Here is a 21480-nt window from a genome sequence, read left to right on the forward strand (position 1 = left end):
GCATAATTACATGTTACGGCGGTGGCAAGCAGGGCAATATTGCTGTTTATCGGTTGCGAAAAATAGGCAATTATTAAACGCCATGGCCAATAACGATCCTTTAATTAACACATTTTACTCTATGGTAAATTTAACCCTGGAACGGCAACCAAAAAAAATAATAATATTATTCGCCGGCGCGCGCCGGCGGTATGGCGGGCGGCTATTCCTCCCCTGATTCGCTCTCCGGCGTTTGGTAATGATAATAGTTGACGCCAATACGGATAATATCGCGCCCCTGCGATTTGCGGTGCCGGTTACTGTCGCGCAGCGAATAAATGCACCCGCAGTACTCCTGCTGGTAAAACTGCTCGCGCTTGCTGATATCGATCATGCGCGCCGCCCCGCCCTGCTTGCGCCAGTTGTAATCCCAATAGCGCATGCCGGGGTAGTGGCTGGCGGCGCGCTGGCCGCAGTTATTGATCTGCTGCATATTCTTCCAGCGGGAAATGCCCAGCGAACTGGAGATGACGCTAAAACCCTGTTCATAGGCATACAGCGCGGTGCGTTCAAAACGCATATCAAAACACATGGTGCAGCGGATCCCGCGCTCCGGTTCCCGCTCCATACCCTTCGCCCGGGCGAACCAGTTGTCGGTATCATAATCGGCATCGATGAAGGGCACCTGGTGCTGGTCGGCAAAGCGGATATTTTCTTCCTTGCGGATCAGGTATTCACGCTGGGGATGGATATTGGGATTGTAAAAAAAGAGGGTGTAGTCGATACCGGAAGCGCTAAGCGCTTCCATCACTTCCCCCGAGCAGGGCGCGCAGCAGGAATGCAGCAGCAGTTTGTCGGCGCCCTGCGGCAGTTTCAGTAGCGGTCGGATGAAGTCGGCCATGGGCGCTTTCTCTAAGGTCAGATAAAGAGTCTGGCTGGCCAATATAGCACATATCCCGGGCGGGTTGGCGGCGCGGGGTTTAACAAGGAGTATCAAATAGTTATTAACCGCCGGTCTGTCGACCACAAAAAAACCGCGGCCGGCCCGGCACACTTTCCCGGCATCCCCCCGCCCGGTGTGTGGACTGGTAACACATTTCTAAAAACCTTTACGCATGGCGCCTTTATGATTCGCCAATATGAGACTAGATTTAAAGAAAGCGCAGCCCGTTGCGCATGTGAACAAGGTTATAGGGTCATTACCATGCAATCAGAAGAGCAACGTATTATCGAGGGTCTTTTTCAGCGTCTGAAACAGGCGGAGCAGAAAGCCGGCCCCCGCGACGCCGAAGCGGATCGGCAAATCCAGGAATTTATCCGCCAGCAGCCCGCAGCCCCTTATTATATGGCGCAGTCGATATTGATCCAGGAAGCCGCGCTTAAGCGCCTGCACCAGCAGGTACAGCAGCTGGAATCTGAGCTTACCGCCTTGAAAAACGCGCCGCAGCCAAGCCAGGGAGGATTTCTCAGCAACCTGTTTGGCGGCGGGGCGGCCCGGAACGCCCGTGCGCAGCAGCCCGCCCCCGCCTGGAATAACCAGCAGCAGCCACCGGCTCCCGGCTATGGCGGCCAGGCCGCGCCGCCGCCCGGATACAACGGTTATGCTCAGGGATATAACCAGCCGCAGGCGGCGCCGCGCGGAGGGGGCTTTCTGGCCGGCGCGCTGCAAACCGCCGCCGGGGTCGCCGGCGGTGTGGTGCTGGGCAACATGCTTACCGGCATGTTCCATAACAGCCAGCCGCAGGAGATAGTCAATGTTATCGATCAGCCCCTGGATGCCGCCACCGATCCCCTGACCAACCAGGATTTCTCCAGCGACAATCTCGATACCTTCAATGATGTCTCTGGCAACCCTTTCCCTGGCGCCAGCGGCACTGATGATACGTTCGCCAATAATGATTATGGCAACGATACCAATGCCGATAACGGTTTCGGCGCGGACAACGGCTTCGGTACAGATGACGGTTTTGGCACGGATGACAGCTTCGGCGTGGACGATGGCTTCAGCGACGACGATGATTTTGTCTGATCGCCGCCGACCGCGGGGAAGAGGCCGGCTGTAGCCTGGCCGATAAGCAGGGTGGCAGGGTCGCCGCGTTACGTTCCCTGCCCGGCATACCCGCGTTCAGGGTATGCGCATCGTTGTCAGCAGTCTGGGCCCACGCTTAGCGTGGGCTTCTTTATTGACAACGCGCAATCAAGACCGACATGGCATAGTACCGCGCTGGTAATCAACACTCACGCCGGTTATTTATGTTCATGCCACGGCAAATTATTCCGCCATATAAATTCTTGGAAAAAAAACCTCCAGCGCCTACACTAATTTTATCTATTTATATTTAACCCCTGAAAAATAATTCTAATTATTGAAACCATACTCTTTGGCTATTCTATTTCTTTCGGCCTGTCTCGTGTCAGTAATTTTACTTTATCGCAGGGATAGCAATCATAAGTGGATTTTATTTATTTAAATATATAATGCCGGATATTTACGCGCGCATTAGATGTTATTTGGTCGAGCGCACCGGCAGCCGGACGGGTCGTGAATTAAGCCAGAACACAGGGTCAAATATTTTCGCCTGGCGCACGAACCCTCTTTACCCTATCTCTGAAAGGACCGGTAATGATGCGCAAAACAACTGTAGCGATGCGATTTACCCGTGATGCTTTAGCTTTATTTATTACTATAACAAGACAATTTGAATTAAAAATAATAAATAAATTTAATATAATAATGATGGCCGCTATATGGTTTTTTTTTACCGCTCCGGGCAACACCTGGGCGGCGTGTACCCCCCCGCCGACGAATGGCAAAACCACCACCTGTACCAACTTGTCGGTACAAACCGACACCGTCGGCAACGGCCCGGGGATGAATGATGTGAATCTTCTGGTGCTGCCTGCCGCCAGGATTGAAACCGGTACAGTCACCGCCATCACGTTTGACACGGGCGCCACGATTGCCATTCAGGCACGCGCGACGGTGCAAAACGACACGGATGGCCTATCCGGCGCCGGTGCGTGGGGGCTGGGTCACAATACCATTGAGTTTAACAATAATAACAACTTAAACGTAGAAACCGGCGCCCAGGTCTTGGGCCTCGGGACGTCACCCACAAATGACGCAATTACTGTCATGGGCAGCGGAAATAGCATTACAAACCGCGGTTTAATTCAAGGCGCGGGCAGGTCGGCAATCTGGTTTGCATCCGCCGATCCCGACATCGGCAGCAATGTTATTGACAACTACGGTACCCTCAGAGCCATGGACCCGGCAAATACGGTTATCGGCAGCTCCGGCACCGCGGTGTCCTTGACCAACCATACCGGCGGGGTAATTATCGGCAATATCGCCTTCGGTCCCGGTAATGACCGTTTAACCCTTGAAGGAGGATCGACGCTTACAGGTAATATCAGCGGCGGCGAAGGCGCCAATGCCCTGGTGCTCAATAGCGTGGCCGGATCGCCGCCCGCCGCGGATCTGCTGTCGGGCGATATCACCGATTTTCAAACCCTGACCAAAAATGGCGATGGGGAGTGGCGGTTAACGGGCAATATTAAAAACACCGGGTCTGCGGCGCCGTTAATAGTCAATGTTAATAACGGCATATTGACTCTCACCGGCGAAAACACCTACACCGGCGATACCGTTATTCACGGCGCAACGTTAGTCGCCGGAGGCGCTAATGCCTTCAGCAGCCGGTCGGCCTATACCGTCGCCCCGGCCGGGACGATGAATTTACAGGGTTTTAATCAAACTATCGCCAGCATGAACAATGCGGGTACCATTAACCTTAACGGTGATGGCGGAACTGTACTTAACGTGACGGGTGATTATGTCGGCAATAACGGTCGTCTTAATTTTAATGCCCGGTTATCTGATGATGCGACAAAGACTGAAAGACTGATTATCGGCGGTAATACGTCCGGCACGACCCTGGTCAGCGTCAATAATGCCGGCGGCGGCGGCGGCGCCACCGTGGACGGTATTGAACTGATCTCGGTCAACGGCGTCTCGGACGGTGAATTCTTGCAATCAGGCCGTATTGTGGCGGGCGCCTATGATTACACCCTGACGCGCGGCGCCGGAACTGATGCCGCGAACTGGTATTTGCATAGCTCGGTCGAGGAACCGAATCCGGGGCCAGGCCCATCGCCAGAACCCGTCCCCACCCCAGAACCGGGACGGGTTGAACGTCCGGAGGCAGGGAGCTATACCGCCAATCTGGCCGCCGCCAATACCCTATTCGCCACCCGTTTGGATAATCGTCAGGGCATGGCTCACTATACCGACGCGCTGACGGGCGAGGACAAGTCCACCAGTCTGTGGCTAATCAATGAAGGCGGTCATAACCGTTCCCGTGATGACGGCGGCCAGCTCAGGACCCAGAGCAATCGTTATGTACTGCAACTGGGCGGCGATATCGGCCAGTGGAGCAGCAGCAGCCTCGATAGTATTCGATTAGGTGTTATGGCCGGCTACGGCAATGCTAAAAGTAATACCGGGTCACGCGTATCCGGCTACAGTGCAAACAGTGCTGTCGACGGGTATAGCCTGGGTATCTACGCGACCTGGTATGCCAATGCGATGGACAAAACGGGTTTATATATCGACGGCTGGACACAATATGGCTGGTTTAACAATAGGGTGTCGGGCCAGGATTTAAACGAGGAAGAGTATAAGTCCAAAGGAGCCAGCGCCTCGCTTGAAAGCGGTTATGCCGTTAAGTTCGGCGAAAACGCCGCTAAAAACACCACCTATTATGTCCAGCCCCAGGTCCAGGCCATCTGGATGGGCGTCAAAGCCGATGACCATACCGAAGCCAACGGCACCAGGGTATCGGGAGAAGGTGACGGCAATATCCAGACCCGTTTGGGCGTTAAAGCCTATATGCACACTTACAGTGAGCGGGACAACGACAAGGATCGGGCCTTTCAGCCCTATGTCGAGGCTAACTGGATCCACAATTCGGATGATTTTGGCGTCAGCATGGATGGGATAACGGTCAGCCAAGACGGCGCGGCCAATATCGCAGAACTTAAGCTCGGGGTTGAAGGACAAATTAACCGCAATGTTAATCTTTGGGGCAATGTCGCACAACAGGTTGGCAATAAAGGCTACAGCGACACCACCGGCATAGTGGGCGTGAAATACCGGTTCTGACACGAAACCCGGCTCAAGATAAGCACGGTATGCCCGCCAACCCCGATCTCAACGCAGTCGTGTCAAAGGGAGACCGTGCCAATGGGGTTGAATCGGGCGTGGTTTTCCCGCCCGACCGAGGCCCCATGGCGCGGTAGGCCCGCTAACACAAATCCTGCAACGAGCGTGTCAAAGGGAGAGCGTGCCGATGGGGTTGAATCGGGCGTGGTTTTCCCGCCCGACCGAGGCCCCATGGCGCGGTAGGCCCGCTAACACAAATCCTGCAACGAGCGTGTCAAGGGAGAGCGTGCCAATGGGGCCGAATTGGGCGTGGTGTTCCCGCCCGACCGAGGCCCCATGGCGCGGTAGGCCCGCTAACACAAATCCTGCAACGAGCGTGTCAAAGGGAGAGCGTGCCAATGGGGCCGAATCGGGCGTGCTTTTCCCGCCCGACCAAGGCCCCATGGCGCGGTAGGCCCGCTAACACAAATCCTGCAACGAGCGTGTCAAAGGGAGAGCGTGCCAATGGGGTTGAATCGGGCGTGGTGTTCCCGCCCGACCGAGGCCCCATGGCGCGGTAGGCCCGCTAACACAAATCCTGCAACGAGCGTGTCAAAGGGAGAGCGTGCCAATGGGGCCGAATCGGGCGTGCTTTTCCCGCCCGACCGGGCGCCCCATGGCACGGTATGCCCGCCAACATCGATCTCAACGCAGGCGTGTTAAAGGGAGAGCGTGCCAATGGGGCCGAATCGGGCGTGCTTTTCCCGCCCGACCGAGGCCCCATGGCACGGTATGCCCGCCAACCCCGATCTCAACGCAGTCGTGTCAAAGGGAGACCGTGCCAATGGGGCCGAATCGGGCGTGCTTTTCCCGCCCGACCGAGGCCCCATGGCGCGGTAGGCCCGCTAACACAAATCCTGCAACGAGCGTGTCAAAGGGAGAGCGTGCCAATGGGGCCGAATCGGGCGCGGTTTTCCCGCCCGACCGAGGCCCCATGGCGCGGTAGGCCCGCTAACACAAATCCTGCAACGAGCGTGTCAAAGGGAGAGCGTGCCGATGGGGTTGAATCGGGCGTGGTTTTCCCGCCCGACCGAGGCCCCATGGCACGATAAGCCCGCCATCACCGGGCATATATAGCGTTACTTACCGCGGGTTTTGATCACTGCCTCGGCCACCGCTTTCGGCGCTTCCGAATAGTGCTTAAACTCCATGGTATAAGTGGCGCGCCCCTGCGACATAGACCGCAGCGTGGTGGAATAACCGAACATTTCCGCCAACGGCACTTCGGCACGAATAAGCTTGCTGCCGAGAATATCTTCCATCCCCTGCACCATACCGCGCCGTGACGACAAATCACCCATCACGTTGCCCATGAAATCTTCCGGCGTTTCCACTTCCACCGCCATCATTGGCTCCAGCAGAATTGGCTGCGCCTGGCGCATCCCATCCTTAAACGCCATCGACGCCGCCATACGAAACGCATTTTCGTTGGAATCGACCTCATGATAGGAACCGAAAAACAGCGTAGCTTTCACATCCACCACCGGATAACCGCCCAAAACGCCGGAGGTCAAGGTATCCTGAATACCCTTATCGATAGAGGAAATATACTCGCGCGGCACCACCCCACCCTTGATGGCATCGACGAATTCATACCCTTTCCCCGCCGGCTGCGGTTCGATTTTCAACACCACATGCCCATACTGCCCACGGCCGCCGGTCTGCTTAACGTACTTGCCTTCCACTTCTTCCACGGTCTTTTTGATGGTTTCACGATAGGCCACCTGCGGTTTACCCACCGTCACCGCCACGCCGAACTCACGCCGCATACGCTCCATCAGGATTTCCAGATGCAGCTCGCCCATGCCGGAGATAATGGTCTGGCCGGACTCCTCGTCGGTCTTGACGCGAAACGACGGGTCTTCCTGCATCAAACGCCCCAGGGCAATACCCATTTTTTCCTGATCGACCTTGGTTTTAGGCTCGATGGCCTGTGAAATGACCGGATCGGGGAAAACCATACGTTCAAGGATAATCGGATGATCAGGATCGCACAGGGTATCGCCGGTGGTCACATCCTTCATGCCCACGGTGGCGGCGATATCGCCGGCATGCACTTCCTTAATGTCTTTACGTTCATTGGCATGCATTTGCAGCAGCCGGCCCAAACGCTCTTTCTTTACCTTGACCGGATTGTAAACCGAGTCGCCGGTGGCAATCACGCCGGAATAAACCCGGAAAAAAATCAGCTGGCCGACAAAGGGGTCGGTCATGATCTTAAACGCCAGCGCGGAGAACGGTTCGGTATCGCTGGAATGACGTTCCGCCTCCTTATCGTCCTCGTCATGCCCGCTTATTGCCGGCACATCAATGGGCGACGGCAGATAATCAACCACCGCATCCAGCAGCGCCTGAACGCCTTTATTTTTGAACGCACTGCCGCACAGCATCGGCACAATTTCATTGGCGATGGTCCGTTTACGAATGGCGCCCTTGATTTCGTCTTCGGTAAGCGTTTCGCCATTGAGGTATTTATTCAGCAGTTCCTCGCTGGCTTCCGCCGCCGCTTCCATCATATGGTTGCGCCATTCCTGGGCCGGGGCCAGCAGATCTTCAGGAATATCCTGATAGGTAAACTTAACCCCCTGGGTAGTATCGTCCCAGACAATGATTTTCATTTTGACCAGATCGACCACGCCCTGGAAACCCTCTTCCGCGCCCACGGGAATCTGGATCGGCACCGCCACGCCTTTCAGGCGTTTGGCAATCTGGGTCTGGACCCGGAAGAAATCCGCTCCGGTGCGATCCATTTTGTTGACGAACGCGATGCGCGGCACTTTATATTTATTGGCCTGGCGCCACACGGTTTCCGATTGCGGCTGCACCCCGCCCACCGAGTCGTAGACCATCACGGCGCCGTCGAGCACCCGCATCGAACGTTCCACTTCGATGGTAAAATCCACATGCCCGGGAGTATCGATGATATTAATGTGATGTTCCGGATAATTACCGGCCATCCCTTTCCAGAAGGTTGTCGTGGCAGCTGAGGTAATGGTAATGCCGCGCTCCTGTTCCTGCTCCATCCAATCCATCGTCGCGGCGCCATCATGCACTTCACCGATTTTATGGCTGACGCCCGTGTAAAACAAAATACGCTCGGTGGTGGTGGTCTTGCCGGCATCTATATGCGCACTGATGCCGATGTTGCGATATCGCTCTATGGGAGTTTTACGGACCATACAATTACCTTAAATGCCCTACAGGACAAAACCTGCTGTTTAACCGTCCCCGCCGGCCTATGGCGACGGGGCATATGTAATAAAAAGTCTTATTAACGCAATCCCAGGCTTTCCGGCAATAGGGTTAAAAAATGCCGGCGCGCTTTGCCAGAATGCTCCTTTTGCGCCCTGTCTTCAATGTCAGCCACGGCTTTATTGCCATTACCGTCGCCGCCCGCTCTGCGCGCAGGCTGCCGGACGGCCGTTAATCAAAATGCCGCGTCTAGCGGCAGACGCCAAAACCGCGCATGCCGAAATGGAAATGATTGGCGTGGGCGGCGTTGTAATCGGGACCGAGCGAATTGCCGAAAAAAGCGCAGCTTTGCATAAACACGTCACGTAAATAATCACCGGCCGGATCCTGGCGCCGCCACTGTTGCGACACCGTAATGCGCCGTCCGTCGGCGAGGATAAAGCCCGACACATCCAGCGCCTGCGCGCCGGCATGTTCGCTAAGCCGCCCCTCGCTGCGGTGATAGATGTTACGACACGCATAGCTGCCAAGATGATCAATCCGAGCTAAAGGAGACGCAAGACCTGCCGCCGCCAGGGGCGCCGCCGCCTGGCCGACAAACATGGCGCTGCTCAGCGCCAGCGGACAGCTGGCGAGAAAACTGGAGCTAAGCCCGACCGGGCCGAACCCGCGCACCCTCACGGGCGACAATAGCGGGCAAGGTCCGGTGGTATCGGCGACCTTGCTGAAAGAAAGGCGTCCGGCGGCGCTTGCCCTTTCAAGCGCCGCCAGGCAGGCCGGAGGATCGGCAGCCAGCCGTTTAAGTTTGTAGCGGGTGATAAACGTCGGCGGATCGCTGACCGACAAAGGCAAAAAAGGGTCATAGCCGGGCGGCAGCAGGGGCCGGATACGGGGGGCTAATGCCGTTAACAACACCACCAGAACCAACAGGCAGGTCAGCAGTCGCACCTTTACTTCACCCCTATAGCGTTAAAACCGGCCCATCGCCGACGTTGTTAATCAGTATAGACGTAGAAGTAATTAAGTTATTGCCACATGATTCAATTAGTAATTTTGAAAGTGGTTGTACTGATGTTTATTTGTACTGGCTATGATTAAAATGAAGGCGATACCCAGCTTTACGCCATCGAACTCATCCATCAACTAAGCTGTTTGATTTGCTGTGAAGTCTTTGCCCGCCCCTCTGTGCGGGCTTTTTTTACGCCCGCCGGCGGCCAGGCCCGCTCTTCATGTCCGTCATTACCGCCTGTATTGAACAGTTGCTGAGCAATCACCCGCCGGGATGCGAAAATTGTCGCTATGCGTATTTACGGATCCGGTATTTAGGTCCATACTTGCGTCGGTTTCATGTAGCAATGAGCTAGACTTTACGCCTCGAACTTCGGTTCGGGGCATCCTACCCGCTTCATCCTCCTGTTTTTCCCAACCCTTTTCCCGGCTTACTCCTCGCCACAGCATATTTTATCCAATGGTAAATCAACGCGCTGCAGACCATCCCGGCATCATTGCGGTGGATATCCCGCTCCGGCAATAAAAACGTCCTTTACAGGTTCCGGCATCCCGGAAAGCCTGGTGTCGCCCAACGATGACGGATGTACTTCGACCTCGGCCGGCCTGAAGGCGTACTCGCCCAGCCATTCAGCATAACCCTGCACGACAAAGCCGCCGTTGCGCCGTTGATAGGCGGCCCGATCGGCCAGATAGACCCGGCGCAGCGCATACCAGGGCACGGCGGGTAAATCATGATGGACTAAATGATAGTTCAGGTTAAGAAATAGCAACCGCCAGGGCCACGCCGCCTCGTTGATAACAGAGCGGGCCTGGGGATCGCGGGCGGCGCGATGCTCCATAAACGAGCGGATTTTGGTGATGGCCAGGGCCGGATAGCTTATGGCCAGCAGAAAATACCCTACCGGCAAACCCGATGACGCCACCCAGTGCAGCAGGGCCAGCAGCAGCAGGCCATGCATAAGCCACATCCCGACAGCGCGGCGATTGCCGCCGGCCACGGCCGCCACCATGCCGCGCAGCGCGCGGTAGATATCCAGCGCCGGCCCGATAAGCACACGTCCGGCCAAGGTGTTACGTACCCGGACCAGACGCCGCCGGAGCGCGGAAAATCCCTGCCAGCTCTCGCCGCTGAAATAATAGCCCTCGGGATCCTCCACCGGATCGGTCAAATGATCGTCGCGGTGATGGCGCAAATGTGAATCGCGGTACAGGCCATAGGGATACCATACCGCCAGCGGCAGCAGGCCAAACAGTTGGTTCAGCCACGGCAGGCGCGTAGGATGACCGTGAATCAGCTCATGTTGCAGCGACAGATACCAGGTAGTGAACCAGATAAGCAGCGGCGTGCCGACCCACGGCCCCAGCGCCGTCCAGTAATGCACCGTGCCGAACCACCCGGCATAAATAAGCGCGATCAGGCCCCAGGTCGGCAGTTCCCAGCGCCACAATCGGGTGGACGCCAGTTGCCTGATGCGATCGCGCTGGCCGTCATGCAAATAGTGCGCGGTTTTTCTTCCTGGCTCTGACATGGCGTCTACCCCGATGGTTTTTTTGTCAGTATTCATCACCCCGGCGGCGCAACCAACGAATTAAAACGGCAATAGAATGGCGGGAAATGAGATAAGGGGCCTCAGCAAGCACCACGACGAAAGATCAGGTTATAGTTGTACCGCCGGCGCTGGAGGCAGTAAAAAAATACCATCCTGATTTTATAAAAAATATAATAATCATCTATAATTCATTACGTAGGATGATCGTCCGCGCAATATTCTTGTCATTACCGGCGTTTACGAAGTTATTTCCCTCTGTTAATATCCCATGCAGGACCTGACAACAGGCATGGCAAAATACAATAACGGTTATTTTTAAACTACAATCATATTATTTTATTGATAGTGGTTCGCTTAAACGCCATCGGAGCATAATGGGTAACATTATTTCGCAAACGAGTATTGCCTGCACGTTTTCTTATGCCGCCAACCTGTGCGGCAGGGAAACACAGCCACGGCAGAATAACTATCGGAACGCGTTGGTCCTGGCAAGACCCGCTCCTGTTCCCCTTTTTACCCGCCACGTCACTATGGCCGGCGATGCATCGCGCGCTGATAGCGGCGCCGCACCAGTCGCCGCCGTTGATACACCGGGTGACCGCGGAACAAACGCGCCGCAAGGCGATGTCCGCGCCCTCCTTGCCGCCAAGGGAATGGGAACAGACAGTTTCGAGCAGGAATATTCGCAGCGCAGTCTAGCCCTTTTTTTTGCCCTGGCGGGAAAGTCGGCGCACAAGGTTAAAAACAAATACCATAACCGAAGGGATAAAAATTATTTATATTTTATTAAAAGTTATGCTGAATTACATTACCTGGTGCAAGATTACATTAAGAACAACCCTGAAAAAACCATAATAACCGCGCCTATTTATTTTAGTATCATGAAAGAAATGGGTGTTATCTTAGCAACGGACATCTATGATCAACGTTCGCATTTTAACACCGGGAAAACCGGCCGCCTGCAGGATAAACTGGAGAGCATCTCCGAACGTCTGCGGGAATGTCTAGACAAAATGTTTGCCAACGTATTTAGTCCAGGCAACCATCTGCTAAAATATCTCGTCGTGCCTTTTATGAGTAAATATCTGGCCCTGGCCCATAGCCTGTCGGAAGAGACATTTATTACGGATCTCCCAGCTGAAACAGCGCTTGGGCAATACTTGCATGAAAGATTGCTACAGGCACGCAATGAGCACATGTCAACGCCAAGAGAAACTAATAATATCAGTGCCATAATACAAATGGGAGAAGACATTAACCTTATTAGCCGCTCAGTAAAATTATTTCTTGCCTGAAGTTTTATATCTCGCCGTATTGATAAGCAAAAACCTCATGGCTCATGAGGGTCGGCGGGCTTTCGACCCGGCATTATCGAACCATTCCTGCCATACCCGGGCAACAGAAGGTTAAACATCAGGCAAGGTCTGCCGATAACCTTAGCGGGACTTAAGTATGTCATGGGAAATCATGAAGAATGAACAGGACTGAGCGCGATAATTTGCACTACTTATGCAAAGAAGATCCTGAATTTGCCATTTTTTATCGGGAATTTCGGACAAATCATGCTCGTCCGTTATCCGAACACCGTATCGCGCTGTGCGGTTTACGCGGTACGGGCAAACGCGTCCTGGAGAAGGTATTGCCTGCCGCCATCAGCGGTAATGCGCGCACGGCCCTGAGCGACCGCCATTCGCCAGAAAAAAGCGGCGTTGATCACCCCTCCCGCCGCTGTCTCTTTATCGACGATATCAACGACTCCCCCGCCGGCGCGCTGGCCGGCGCTATCGGCGCGGACTGGATCCTGTATGTCCACGGCGCGGGCCAGCCGGGGCTGGCTCAGCCGGAAATCCGTTTTCTGGCCGCCTTGCAGCACCGTTTTCCCGATCTCGGGCGACGGCTGATAATGATACTGCATGACGAGGAGGGGAAACCGCGCGAGACAACCCGTTGCGCATTGGAAAACAGCCTGGCGCCGCTGCTGCCCCATCCTCCCCGCCTTATTACGCTGTCCCTGGAGGATCATCTTATGGACGGCGACAGAAACAACGCGCTGCGCGGGGAAGTACGACGGCAGTTGGATGATTTGATCGCGTGCTATCCCGGGGGGCTCGCCGCCGCCCGCGCCCGCGCCGCCGCCGCCCTGCTGGATTCACTGGATTATTTTGTCGGCCGGGCGATAACAAGGCGCGAACAAAGGTTAACCGGCATTAATGATGACCTGGACCAGGCATGCGCGCTTTGGCGGCAGGACCTGCTTATCGTCGATGACCTGCTGCATCAGCGGATAACCCAGAACCAACCACTGTGACTCATTTCAGAGGAAGTTGATATGCGATGGTCAGATATTTCTTTTGTCAGTGCCGCCCTGGGCGTTTTCGCGGATATCGGCGCCGGGCGGCTAAGCGGCCTGCCGCCGGCCGCGGGAGTTCGGGCGAAGGACCGTCGTTTCAGGCCGGCGCAGGCGCCGGCCCGTGAAGGCACTTGCCGGGAAAATGAGATTGTCGCGGATGCGAAAATCCAGCTGTTGGGCTTCTACCGCCGTCATCCACGGATGATTGTGCATAATGAATCAGCTTATATTCCGCTGACTTATGTCGCGCTTAGCCATTTTGTCAGGCAGAACAAAAACCAGCCCCTGCCTGAGCTGCTGGCGGCGTTGGCCAGGCTGATTCCCGGTACCGACATAAGCCCGGTCCGGCGCGGGCAGACGGCGCGGGCAAACGCGCTGCGGCGAGAGATTAGCGCGCTGAATGATTTCAGGGCGCGGCTGGCGGCGGCGCGCGCGGGTCAAGACGCTGGCCATATACCTTAAATTAGCCGTTGTCAATACTTTATGTTGGCATGGGGAATTAACGCAACGGCAGAATGAGGCGAATTCCGCCGTCATCCAGCATAATAAAGGATGCTAATGTAAAAGAGATGAGATTAAGGATAATGAGTGGAACGTTTAAGTGATTTGCGACTTTTTATCGAAGCGGCGATGTTGGGCAGTTTTTCGGCGGCGGGACGTAAGCTCGGTTGTTCTCCGGCGGCGGCGAGCGCCTGCATCGTGCGTCTGGAGACCGGTCTCAAGGTGCGCCTGTTTGAACGGACCACCCGCCAGCTCAGGCTGACCGACGAGGGCAAGCTGTTCCTAAGCTATAGCCAGCGCGCCGTGGAACAGCTTAATGACGTCACCGAGCTGTTGCGTTCGGGCAAGGATGACATCAAAGGCGCGATACGCATTACCGCCCCCTCCGACGTTGGCCGCAATCGTCTGATCGGCTTATTGGAGCGCTTTCGCCAAGACTTTCCCGCCATTCACTTTATTCTCTCTCTGGCCGACGCCACGACCGCCCCGATCGGCGACGACATTGACATCGCCATCCGCTATGGACAGCACGACGACGCCGGCATGACGGCCTATAAACTGGCCGACAGTCATCGGGTGGTATGCGTTGCTCCGGCGCTGCTGGCGCAATTGGATCCACCGCTGGCGCCCCCCCATTTGCAGGCATTGCCGTCCATTGCCCTGATTAATACCTTGGGCAATCAGGAGCAATGGGTTTATCGCGATGAAGCAAAAATGCCGCGGCAGCTGACCATGACCCCCGCCTACACCACCAATGACGACGACATCAGCCGCAAATGGGCCGTCATGGGATACGGATTCGCTTATAAGTCGATCCTGGATATCAGTGAAGACCTGGCCGCGGGCCGGCTGGTGACGGTATTGGATCAGTATTTTATCGAACCGGCGCCCCTTTTCGCCTTGTATAACCGGAATAAATTCCAGCCGCCCCGCATCAAACGGCTACTGCACTTCCTGGCTGAAAACCTGGCATAACCGCAGGCCGACGGCAGTTTGCCTGCCCGATATCGCCGGCGCCGCGTGAGGACCGCGTCACAAAGACGCACGGGTTCGCCTTGCCCCGCTTAACGCCGCAACCATCATGACCTATCATTCATTCAGACGCACGCCTTCAGCATCATCAGAAGCGAACTTATTGTCGCGTCTTACGGCCGGCGGAGATAAGCTGGTGAACAGGTTGTCCCGCTCTATGTCCTCGCATTTTTTTCTGGAGATTATTATGCATATTGATTTATCGGGAAAACGCGCCATCGTCACCGCCTCCACCGGCGGCATCGGTTTTGCCATCGCCACTGGGCTGGCGCGCGCCGGCGCGTCAGTGGTGATTAACGGCCGCAGCCAGACCACGGTAGACAAGGCGCTGGGCCAGTTGCGACACACGGTGCCGCAGGCGGCGGTTGAAGGCGTGGCGGCTGATTTGTCCGATGCGGCGGGCGTGGCTACGCTTACCGGCGCCGTACCCGCCGCCGATATTATCGTCAATAACGCCGGCATTTACGGCCCTAAGCCTTTTTTCGACGTGGATGACGATGAGTGGGAGCGTTATTTCCAGACCAACGTTATGTCCGGCATACGACTGGCGCGTTTTTACCTGCAAGGCATGCTGGAACGCGACTGGGGGCGCATCGTGTTTATTTCATCGGAGTCGGCGCTTAATATCCCGCCGGAAATGATCCATTACGGGGTGACCAAAACGGCGCAGCTGGCCGTCGCGGGCGGGCTGGCCAAACTCGCCGCCGGCACCGGGGTCACGGTAAACTCGGTACTGCCCGGCCCAACGCTGTCCGAAGGCGTGCGCGAGATGCTGAAGGATTCCGCCCGGGATGCGGGCGTGAGTATTGAACAGGCGGGAACCGATTTTGTGCGCACCCACCGGTCAACCTCTATTATCCAACGGCTGGCGACCCCCGAGGAAGTGGCCAACCTGGTGGTATATACCTGCTCCCGGCAAGCATCGGCCACCACCGGCGCGGCGCTGCGGGTGGACGGCGGGGTTATCAACAGTATCGTCTAGCGGCGACCTGAACTCCGGCCCTGCCGCACCTCTGGGATGCGCGCGCGATATCAGGCATAATCACTTCACTAACTTGTTAAAAAGATGTGAAGGTATTGCTATGCACGATGAGTTAAGCGCAGAAATAAAGCAAAAAATCCTGCAATCCACCACCACCGTCGCCAAGGTGGTGTTTCCCACCACCATAAACCATCATTCGACCCTGTTCGGCGGCACCGCCCTGGCATGGATGGATGAGGTTTCCTTTATCACCGCCACCCGCTTCTGCCGCAAACGGCTGGTAACGGTATCCACGGAAAAAATCACCTTCAGCCGGCCCATTCCTTCCGGCACCATTATCGAGCTGGTGGGCAGGGTTAGCCGGGTGGGCAGGACCAGCATCACCGTGGATGTCGCCATTTTCCTTGAAGATATGTACGCGGCGGGCCGGGAGGAAGTGGTGCGGGGGCAGTTTAATTTTGTCGCGGTGGATGAAAATGACAAAGCGACCCCGCTGTTATAATCCCCGCCCCGGATTGGCGCGATGTGTTAAAACACGTCGCCGGCATTGTAAAAAAATGCTCTTTTTTATGTGATGCGCATCACAAATATTTGCATTTATGTGACGGAGGTCATATTATTACCTCATCAAACGCAAACACGTTACAGGCGAACAAACCTGGTGAGGGAAAGCATATGAAATTCCGTAAATTCCTGAAAAAAATTCTGCTGTCATACGTTAATACCGTGAAAGACGTACCGCCCGGTGCCATGTATTAATTTCCATGACGTCAAAAAAGCTGCCGCGGCAGCTTTTTTTTTTGGCAAAAAAACGCTGATGAAATCAGGCCTGGAGAAATTCAAGCAGCGCGGCGTTCACCTTATCGGCATCCACGGTACACATACCGTGGGACGCGCCGGCCAATACTTTTAACGTGGCGTCGGGAATGATCTTGGCTGATTTACGGCCCGAAACCTCTAGCGGCACGATTTGATCGTCATCGCCCTGCAGCACCAGGGTCGGCACGTCGAATTTTTTCAGATCCTCGGTGAAATCCGTCTGCGAGAACTGCTTGATGCAGGCATATTGCCCGGCGATGCCCCCCGCCATCCCCTGCAGCCAGAAAGCATCTATCACCCCCTGGGAGAGTTTGGCGCCGTCGCGGTTATAACCATAAAACGAGACCGCGAGATCTTGATAAAATTGCGATCGATCCGCCGACACGCCGGCCCGGATACCGTCGAAAACCGTTATCGGCACGCCCTCGGGATTCGCCGCCGTTTGCAGCATCAGCGGCGGCACTGCGCTTATCAGCACCGCTTTGGCCACGCGTCCGGTACCATGGCGACCGATATAGCGCGCCACTTCCCCGCCGCCGGTGGAATGGCCGATAAGGATGGCGTCCTGCAGATCCAGGCTGGCGATAAGGGCCGCGAGATCATCGGCATAGGTATCCATATCATTCCCGTCCCACGTCTGGGCCGACCGGCCATGGCTGCGCCGGTCATGGGCGATAACCCGATAGCCCTTGTCGGCAAGGAACATCATCTGGCTGTCCCAGGCATCGGCGGTCAGCGGCCAGCCGTGGGAAAAAACCACCGGCTGGCCGGTGCCCCAGTCCTTATAGAATATCTGCGTCCCGTCATCGGTTGTGATAGTGCTCATGTTGTCTGATCCTTTTTTCGGGTGAGTGGGGATAAGAGCCGCCGACGCTATCGTCGGCATTGCATACGGGGCATGAGAACGCCTGGCGGGCGCCATCAATTTCCGGGTCAACCTATCAAGATTAGGAACGAAAAGAGTAAGCCGCCATCCGCCGCCAAAAGATAATGGCGGCTTGATGCCGGCAAAAAGAATATGCAGGCCTAAGTCACGGGAAAATCAATGTGATTCCGCGCTGTCCCAATACTGGTATTGCGTGGCCGTGCTGCGGTGTCGTCTGATAATCGACTGCGGTAAAATTTCCGTGTCGCTGCCATAACTCAGGATGCAGTTGCCCACGTCGTCGTTGCGCTGGCACTGCTCCACTTTGGTGAGCTGGCTTACCGGCGTCCGTGACACCGAGAAAGAACCCGCCTCCCTGCCGTCGGCATCATACTGATAACGGGTTTGACCATGGTTCGAACGCATCGAGATGAAATAACCTTTTTTATCATAGGCGTAAATATATTCATCGTTGCTGAACGCGTCGGTGCCCCGCGCCGTGCTTTTGACCAGACGCAAATTATTATCGTAGTCATAGGTCCCGGTGGTAAATCCGGGCCGCTCGTTAAGGGTAAAGGCATCGGTCGAGGAGGTGATCACGCCGTTTTTACCGGTAAAAAAACGGCTTTTGCCCTGCTTATGGTTAACCAGCGTTGGCTTGCCGTCTCGATCGATAATGATGGCGATATCGTACTCGCTCTCCCAGCCATCAGCGGATTTTACCGTGTGATTGGACATGCGCAGGGTCATGCGGCCCTCCGTTTTGTGGTAATCGTACGCTTCCTCGATAAGGGCGCCGCAGGTGTCGAAACTGATGCTTGAACGGGCCTGTTCATCCAGATCTTTTCCCACCATCCCCGCCACCACCAGCCGGATGTCGCCTTTGGCGGTGCCGCTCAGCATGATGAGGTTATTACTGTCATTGATATTTTTTTTTGCCGCGGGGCATTCTTTTTCAGCCGCGGCCGCATTGACGGCCAGGCCGGCCAGCAGGAACAACACCGGCAATCGGTAAATTGGATTAATCATATGTTTTCCCAGGCATACCTGCGATTCGGTTACCATCAAAAATCAGGTAATTACAGCGGCGAACAGGATTTAGCGCACCGTAAAAGTATACCCCGCCAGGCAGGCCGGCGCCATGATTACGCCCGAACACGGCGGGTCAATGCCGCCCCGATCGACGCGGCGCCGTTTTTACCGCGAAAAACCGTCAAAGCAACTTGCATTCGCTCCGGAAAAAACTGTATATTTACCCAGTATAAATAAAAGGATAGATCATGCACGTTGAACTGATTTACGACAAAAGAAATTTTACCGCCTTGCCCGACGCCGGCGGTCTTATCCTGGCCGAGTTGACCAAACGCGTACAGCAGGTTTTCCCTGACGCCGAGGTCAACATCAAGCCGATGCAGCGCAACGGCCTGGATACGGATGCCAGCAAAAGCGATAAAGCCATCCTGGCCCGCATCGTTGAGGAAATGTTCGATGACTCGGCGGAATGGCTTACCCTCGCAGAATAACAGGAAGTCAACCGCATGCCCCGGCGCCCGCCGGGGCTACGTTATCATGTCCCCTCTCCGATGAAATCCCATAGGTCCAGCCCGGACAATGCGGGTAGTCCCGCGCCCTCCCCCGGTTAATCAAGCCTGGGTGCCGGCATCGCCCGGCGCCTCGGCGTTACGACGGCGGAATAAGGGTATTGCCTTTCTGCGCGGCCCGCTCAATGGCTTTGGTCTGCCGCCGCTGGAAATACAGATTGGTGAAATAAGTGGCTATGCCAATCACCACCCCGAGGATGATGGCGATTTTGTCCCAGTCCAGATGGCATAGCCAGGTACCGATGTTGCCGATAGCGATAAGAAAACCGGACATAGAATAGGCTCCTGCGGTAGTCAATTTCCCGGGCATACGCTGTTCTCCACCTGTCGCGCAGAGCTTGCCCCCCGTTAAGGGACAATCCCCGGCGGACGTTCATTGCTCAATGATCCTTGCCTCGCTGATGCCGCCGTAATCGCCGCAAAAACAGTTGCCGTTCGTAATGCATTTTTCCCTACGGGCGATAAATCCTTCGCGCAGGCGTTCATGCGTATCCGGCGTAATATCGATTACCGCCAGCCACTGGCGCGCGGCGCGCCGCCATAACCGGCGGCTCTCCAGCCGCTTGGCCAGGGTGATTGCTGTTATTAGTTCCGTCATCGTGGGTACCTCCTTCTCCAGCACCGCGCCGGGCGAGGGTTGCCGGGGTGCTTTTTTATGTCCGGAGGCCGCACCCCCGACATCATGCGTAGGATATGTTGTCTTTTTGCTTCATAAAGACCTTGATATCAGATATACTGACCTTTAAATAGTAGGATATCTGACATAAAAAAGTCAATAAAACTTACATCAGATAATGGTAGGATAACCGACATGGAAATGAGCAATCGCATTCGTGCCAGGCGCAAAGAGTTAAACATCACCCAGCAGGTCCTGGCCAACCTGGTGGGGGTCAGCCGCGTCACGGTGACGGGATGGGAGTCGGGAGATTACCAGCCCGGCGGCGCCAATCTCCAGGCGCTGGCCGCAGCCTTGCAGTGTCGCCCCGCCTGGCTTGTGGACGGTAAAGGGGAAGCCGGCGCCGGGCATCCGCCCCTGCCGCCAACCGCGCGTTTCGGCATTAAGGAAATCCCGTTGTTATCCTGGGTGCAGGCCGGTATTTGGACCGAATCGGAAAAACCCGTCACCCTCGATGATGCCAGGGATTGGATTTATACCACGGCCTCGGTGTCGGAGTTCGCTTTTGCCCTTAAGGTCAGGGGGGATTCCATGACCAATCCCCATGGCGCGCCCAGTATCCCCGACGGTTCGGTGGTCGTGGTCGATCCCGATTTTGGCGGCAGTGATGAAGCCAACGGTAAGATCGTGGTCGCCCAACTGGAAGGCAGCAACGAAGCCACCCTGAAAAAATTCACCACCGACGGCCCGTTTAAATATCTGGTACCGCTCAATCCCAACTATAAAATGCTCGAAGTAAACGGCAACTGCCGGATCATCGGCGTCGTCAAACAAATCATTATGGATTTGTAAGCCTTGCCGTATCACCGGCAGGTCGGTTTTCAAACCTGAACGGCTTTATCTGCCGGCGTCAGTTTTGCGACATCGCGCCGGCCTTCTTCCCTTTTGTTACATCGCGCTTTGGCCGCCATCCACCACCAGCGCCTGTCCCGTCACATAGGAGGCGCGATCCGATAGCAGGAACAACGCGACCTGCGCCATTTCTTCCGGTTCCGCCATGCGTCCCAGCGGGATGCCCACGGCATAGGGATGCGAGGCGTTGCCTTGTTCATCGGTGGTAATACGGCCCTGCGTCATCGGCGTGCGGGTGATGGACGGATTAATGGAATTCACCCGGATACCGGCCGGCCCAAACTCCACGGCCGCCGCGCGGGCGAGCGAGACTATGCCGCCTTTGCTGGCGCTGTAAACCGTCGTCCCGGGCTGGGCGATGTTCGCCAGTACCGAACCGTTAAAGACAATCGCGCCGCCGCCTCCCTGACGCTTCATCTGAGCGACTTCCGCCTGCAGGCAAAAGAACGCCGCTTTCAGGTTGGTGTCAAGAACGCGATCCCACAGCGCTTCGTCGAGAGAGTCTATCGGACCGCCGCCGGACACGCCGGCATTATTGAACGCGCAGTCCAGCCTGCCGTAATGCGCCGCCGCCTGCTCAATGACCGCGGCGATAGTCTCTGTGCGCGTCAGGTCCGCCGCAATAAATAATGCGCTGCCGCCCGCCTTGACAATCTCGGCCACCACGGCGCGCCCGGCGTCTTCCTGCCGCCCGGTTAACACCACCCGCGCGCCTTCGCGGGCGAACAGGATAGCGCTGGCCCTGCCGATGCCCGACGTGCCGCCGGTAACCAATGCCACCTTACCTTGCAGTAAACCCATGGTTGTTCCCCTGTCTCTGTTGTTATGATTTAGCGGAGCGGATAATGCGTTGCCACGTTATTTAGA

General features: G+C 55.9%; 21 protein-coding genes. 11 read left to right on the forward strand and 10 right to left on the reverse strand.

Annotated features, from left to right (window positions below; translation table 11 throughout):
- Positions 1-202 precede the first annotated feature (202 nt).
- Positions 203-880: an epoxyqueuosine reductase QueH gene (locus tag ACL2XM_RS15805; protein ID WP_413722237.1), complete on the reverse strand. Its 678-nt coding sequence runs from the start codon at positions 878-880 to the stop codon at positions 203-205.
- 303 nt (positions 881-1183) lie between these two features.
- On the opposite strand from ACL2XM_RS15805, the gene ACL2XM_RS15810 reads away from it, so the two are divergent.
- On the forward strand, positions 1184-2008 hold the full coding sequence (locus ACL2XM_RS15810; protein WP_410016235.1) for a DUF2076 domain-containing protein: 825 nt from the start codon (positions 1184-1186) through the stop codon (positions 2006-2008).
- 536 nt (positions 2009-2544) lie between these two features.
- On the opposite strand, the gene ACL2XM_RS15815 is transcribed toward ACL2XM_RS15810, so the two are convergent.
- A complete protein-coding gene (locus ACL2XM_RS15815) occupies positions 2545-2946 on the reverse strand; it encodes a hypothetical protein (protein WP_413722236.1) in 402 nt (133 codons plus the stop codon).
- Positions 2947-3244: 298 nt separating this feature from the next.
- On the opposite strand from ACL2XM_RS15815, the gene ACL2XM_RS15820 reads away from it, so the two are divergent.
- Positions 3245-5143 (forward strand): autotransporter outer membrane beta-barrel domain-containing protein, encoded by a 1899-nt coding sequence (locus tag ACL2XM_RS15820; RefSeq protein ID WP_413731207.1) that lies wholly within the window; start codon positions 3245-3247, stop codon positions 5141-5143.
- 1118 nt (positions 5144-6261) lie between these two features.
- Here the strand turns inward: ACL2XM_RS15820 and fusA are convergent.
- The 3 genes from fusA to ACL2XM_RS15835 form a co-directional block, all read right to left on the reverse strand.
- The gene (fusA, locus tag ACL2XM_RS15825; RefSeq protein ID WP_413731209.1) at positions 6262-8361 is read right to left on the reverse strand and encodes an elongation factor G; all 2100 of its coding nucleotides are present in this window, start codon (positions 8359-8361) and stop codon (positions 6262-6264) included.
- 262 nt (positions 8362-8623) lie between these two features.
- Positions 8624-9322 (reverse strand): extensin family protein, encoded by a 699-nt coding sequence (locus tag ACL2XM_RS15830; RefSeq protein ID WP_410016239.1) that lies wholly within the window; start codon positions 9320-9322, stop codon positions 8624-8626.
- 554 nt (positions 9323-9876) lie between these two features.
- Entirely contained in the window at positions 9877-10950 is a 1074-nt protein-coding gene (locus ACL2XM_RS15835) for a fatty acid desaturase (RefSeq protein WP_413731210.1), read from the reverse strand.
- A gap of 359 nt (positions 10951-11309) precedes the next feature.
- Between ACL2XM_RS15835 and ACL2XM_RS15840 the strand changes: the two genes are divergently transcribed.
- From ACL2XM_RS15840 to azuC, 7 genes are all read left to right on the forward strand, one after another.
- Positions 11310-12230, forward strand: coding sequence for a hypothetical protein (locus tag ACL2XM_RS15840; RefSeq protein WP_413731212.1), 921 nt, complete (start codon positions 11310-11312; stop codon positions 12228-12230).
- A 179-nt stretch (positions 12231-12409) separates the two neighbouring features.
- Positions 12410-13243, forward strand: coding sequence for a hypothetical protein (locus ACL2XM_RS15845; RefSeq protein ID WP_410016242.1), 834 nt, complete (start codon positions 12410-12412; stop codon positions 13241-13243).
- A 21-nt stretch (positions 13244-13264) separates the two neighbouring features.
- Positions 13265-13747, forward strand: a complete 483-nt coding sequence (locus ACL2XM_RS15850) for a hypothetical protein (RefSeq protein WP_410016243.1) — start codon at positions 13265-13267, stop codon at positions 13745-13747.
- 126 nt (positions 13748-13873) lie between these two features.
- Positions 13874-14761: a LysR family transcriptional regulator gene (locus ACL2XM_RS15855; RefSeq protein ID WP_410016244.1), complete on the forward strand. Its 888-nt coding sequence runs from the start codon at positions 13874-13876 to the stop codon at positions 14759-14761.
- A gap of 244 nt (positions 14762-15005) precedes the next feature.
- Positions 15006-15800, forward strand: a complete 795-nt coding sequence (locus tag ACL2XM_RS15860; protein ID WP_410016245.1) for an SDR family NAD(P)-dependent oxidoreductase — start codon at positions 15006-15008, stop codon at positions 15798-15800.
- Between the two features lie 100 nt (positions 15801-15900).
- The gene (locus ACL2XM_RS15865; protein ID WP_410016246.1) at positions 15901-16302 is read left to right on the forward strand and encodes an acyl-CoA thioesterase; all 402 of its coding nucleotides are present in this window, start codon (positions 15901-15903) and stop codon (positions 16300-16302) included.
- Between the two features lie 173 nt (positions 16303-16475).
- On the forward strand, positions 16476-16559 hold the full coding sequence (gene azuC, locus ACL2XM_RS15870; protein WP_162367771.1) for a stress response protein AzuC: 84 nt from the start codon (positions 16476-16478) through the stop codon (positions 16557-16559).
- A 64-nt stretch (positions 16560-16623) separates the two neighbouring features.
- Here the strand turns inward: azuC and ACL2XM_RS15875 are convergent, their stop codons facing one another.
- Positions 16624-17445 (reverse strand): alpha/beta fold hydrolase, encoded by an 822-nt coding sequence (locus ACL2XM_RS15875; RefSeq protein WP_410016247.1) that lies wholly within the window; start codon positions 17443-17445, stop codon positions 16624-16626.
- A 216-nt stretch (positions 17446-17661) separates the two neighbouring features.
- Positions 17662-18513, reverse strand: a complete 852-nt coding sequence (locus ACL2XM_RS15880) for a hypothetical protein (protein ID WP_413731214.1) — start codon at positions 18511-18513, stop codon at positions 17662-17664.
- A gap of 251 nt (positions 18514-18764) precedes the next feature.
- Between ACL2XM_RS15880 and ACL2XM_RS15885 the strand changes: the two genes are divergently transcribed.
- Complete coding sequence (locus ACL2XM_RS15885; RefSeq protein WP_410016249.1) at positions 18765-19007, forward strand: DinI-like family protein; 243 nt, start codon at positions 18765-18767, stop codon at positions 19005-19007.
- 157 nt (positions 19008-19164) lie between these two features.
- On the opposite strand, the gene ACL2XM_RS15890 is transcribed toward ACL2XM_RS15885, so the two are convergent.
- Positions 19165-19395: a phage holin gene (locus tag ACL2XM_RS15890; RefSeq protein WP_410016250.1), complete on the reverse strand. Its 231-nt coding sequence runs from the start codon at positions 19393-19395 to the stop codon at positions 19165-19167.
- Between the two features lie 63 nt (positions 19396-19458).
- Positions 19459-19683, reverse strand: a complete 225-nt coding sequence (locus tag ACL2XM_RS15895) for a PerC family transcriptional regulator (RefSeq protein WP_410016251.1) — start codon at positions 19681-19683, stop codon at positions 19459-19461.
- Between the two features lie 213 nt (positions 19684-19896).
- Here ACL2XM_RS15895 and ACL2XM_RS15900 point away from each other — a divergent pair, with 213 nt between their 5' ends.
- Positions 19897-20553, forward strand: a complete 657-nt coding sequence (locus ACL2XM_RS15900; protein ID WP_410016252.1) for a LexA family protein — start codon at positions 19897-19899, stop codon at positions 20551-20553.
- 96 nt (positions 20554-20649) lie between these two features.
- Here ACL2XM_RS15900 and ACL2XM_RS15905 read toward each other — a convergent pair whose 3' ends face one another.
- Entirely contained in the window at positions 20650-21414 is a 765-nt protein-coding gene (locus tag ACL2XM_RS15905) for an SDR family NAD(P)-dependent oxidoreductase (protein ID WP_410016253.1), read from the reverse strand.
- Between the last annotated feature and the right edge of the window lie 66 nt (positions 21415-21480).

Origin of the sequence: Sodalis sp. RH20 (genome assembly GCF_047324205.1) — a bacterium.
Taxonomy (GTDB): domain Bacteria; phylum Pseudomonadota; class Gammaproteobacteria; order Enterobacterales; family Enterobacteriaceae; genus Acerihabitans.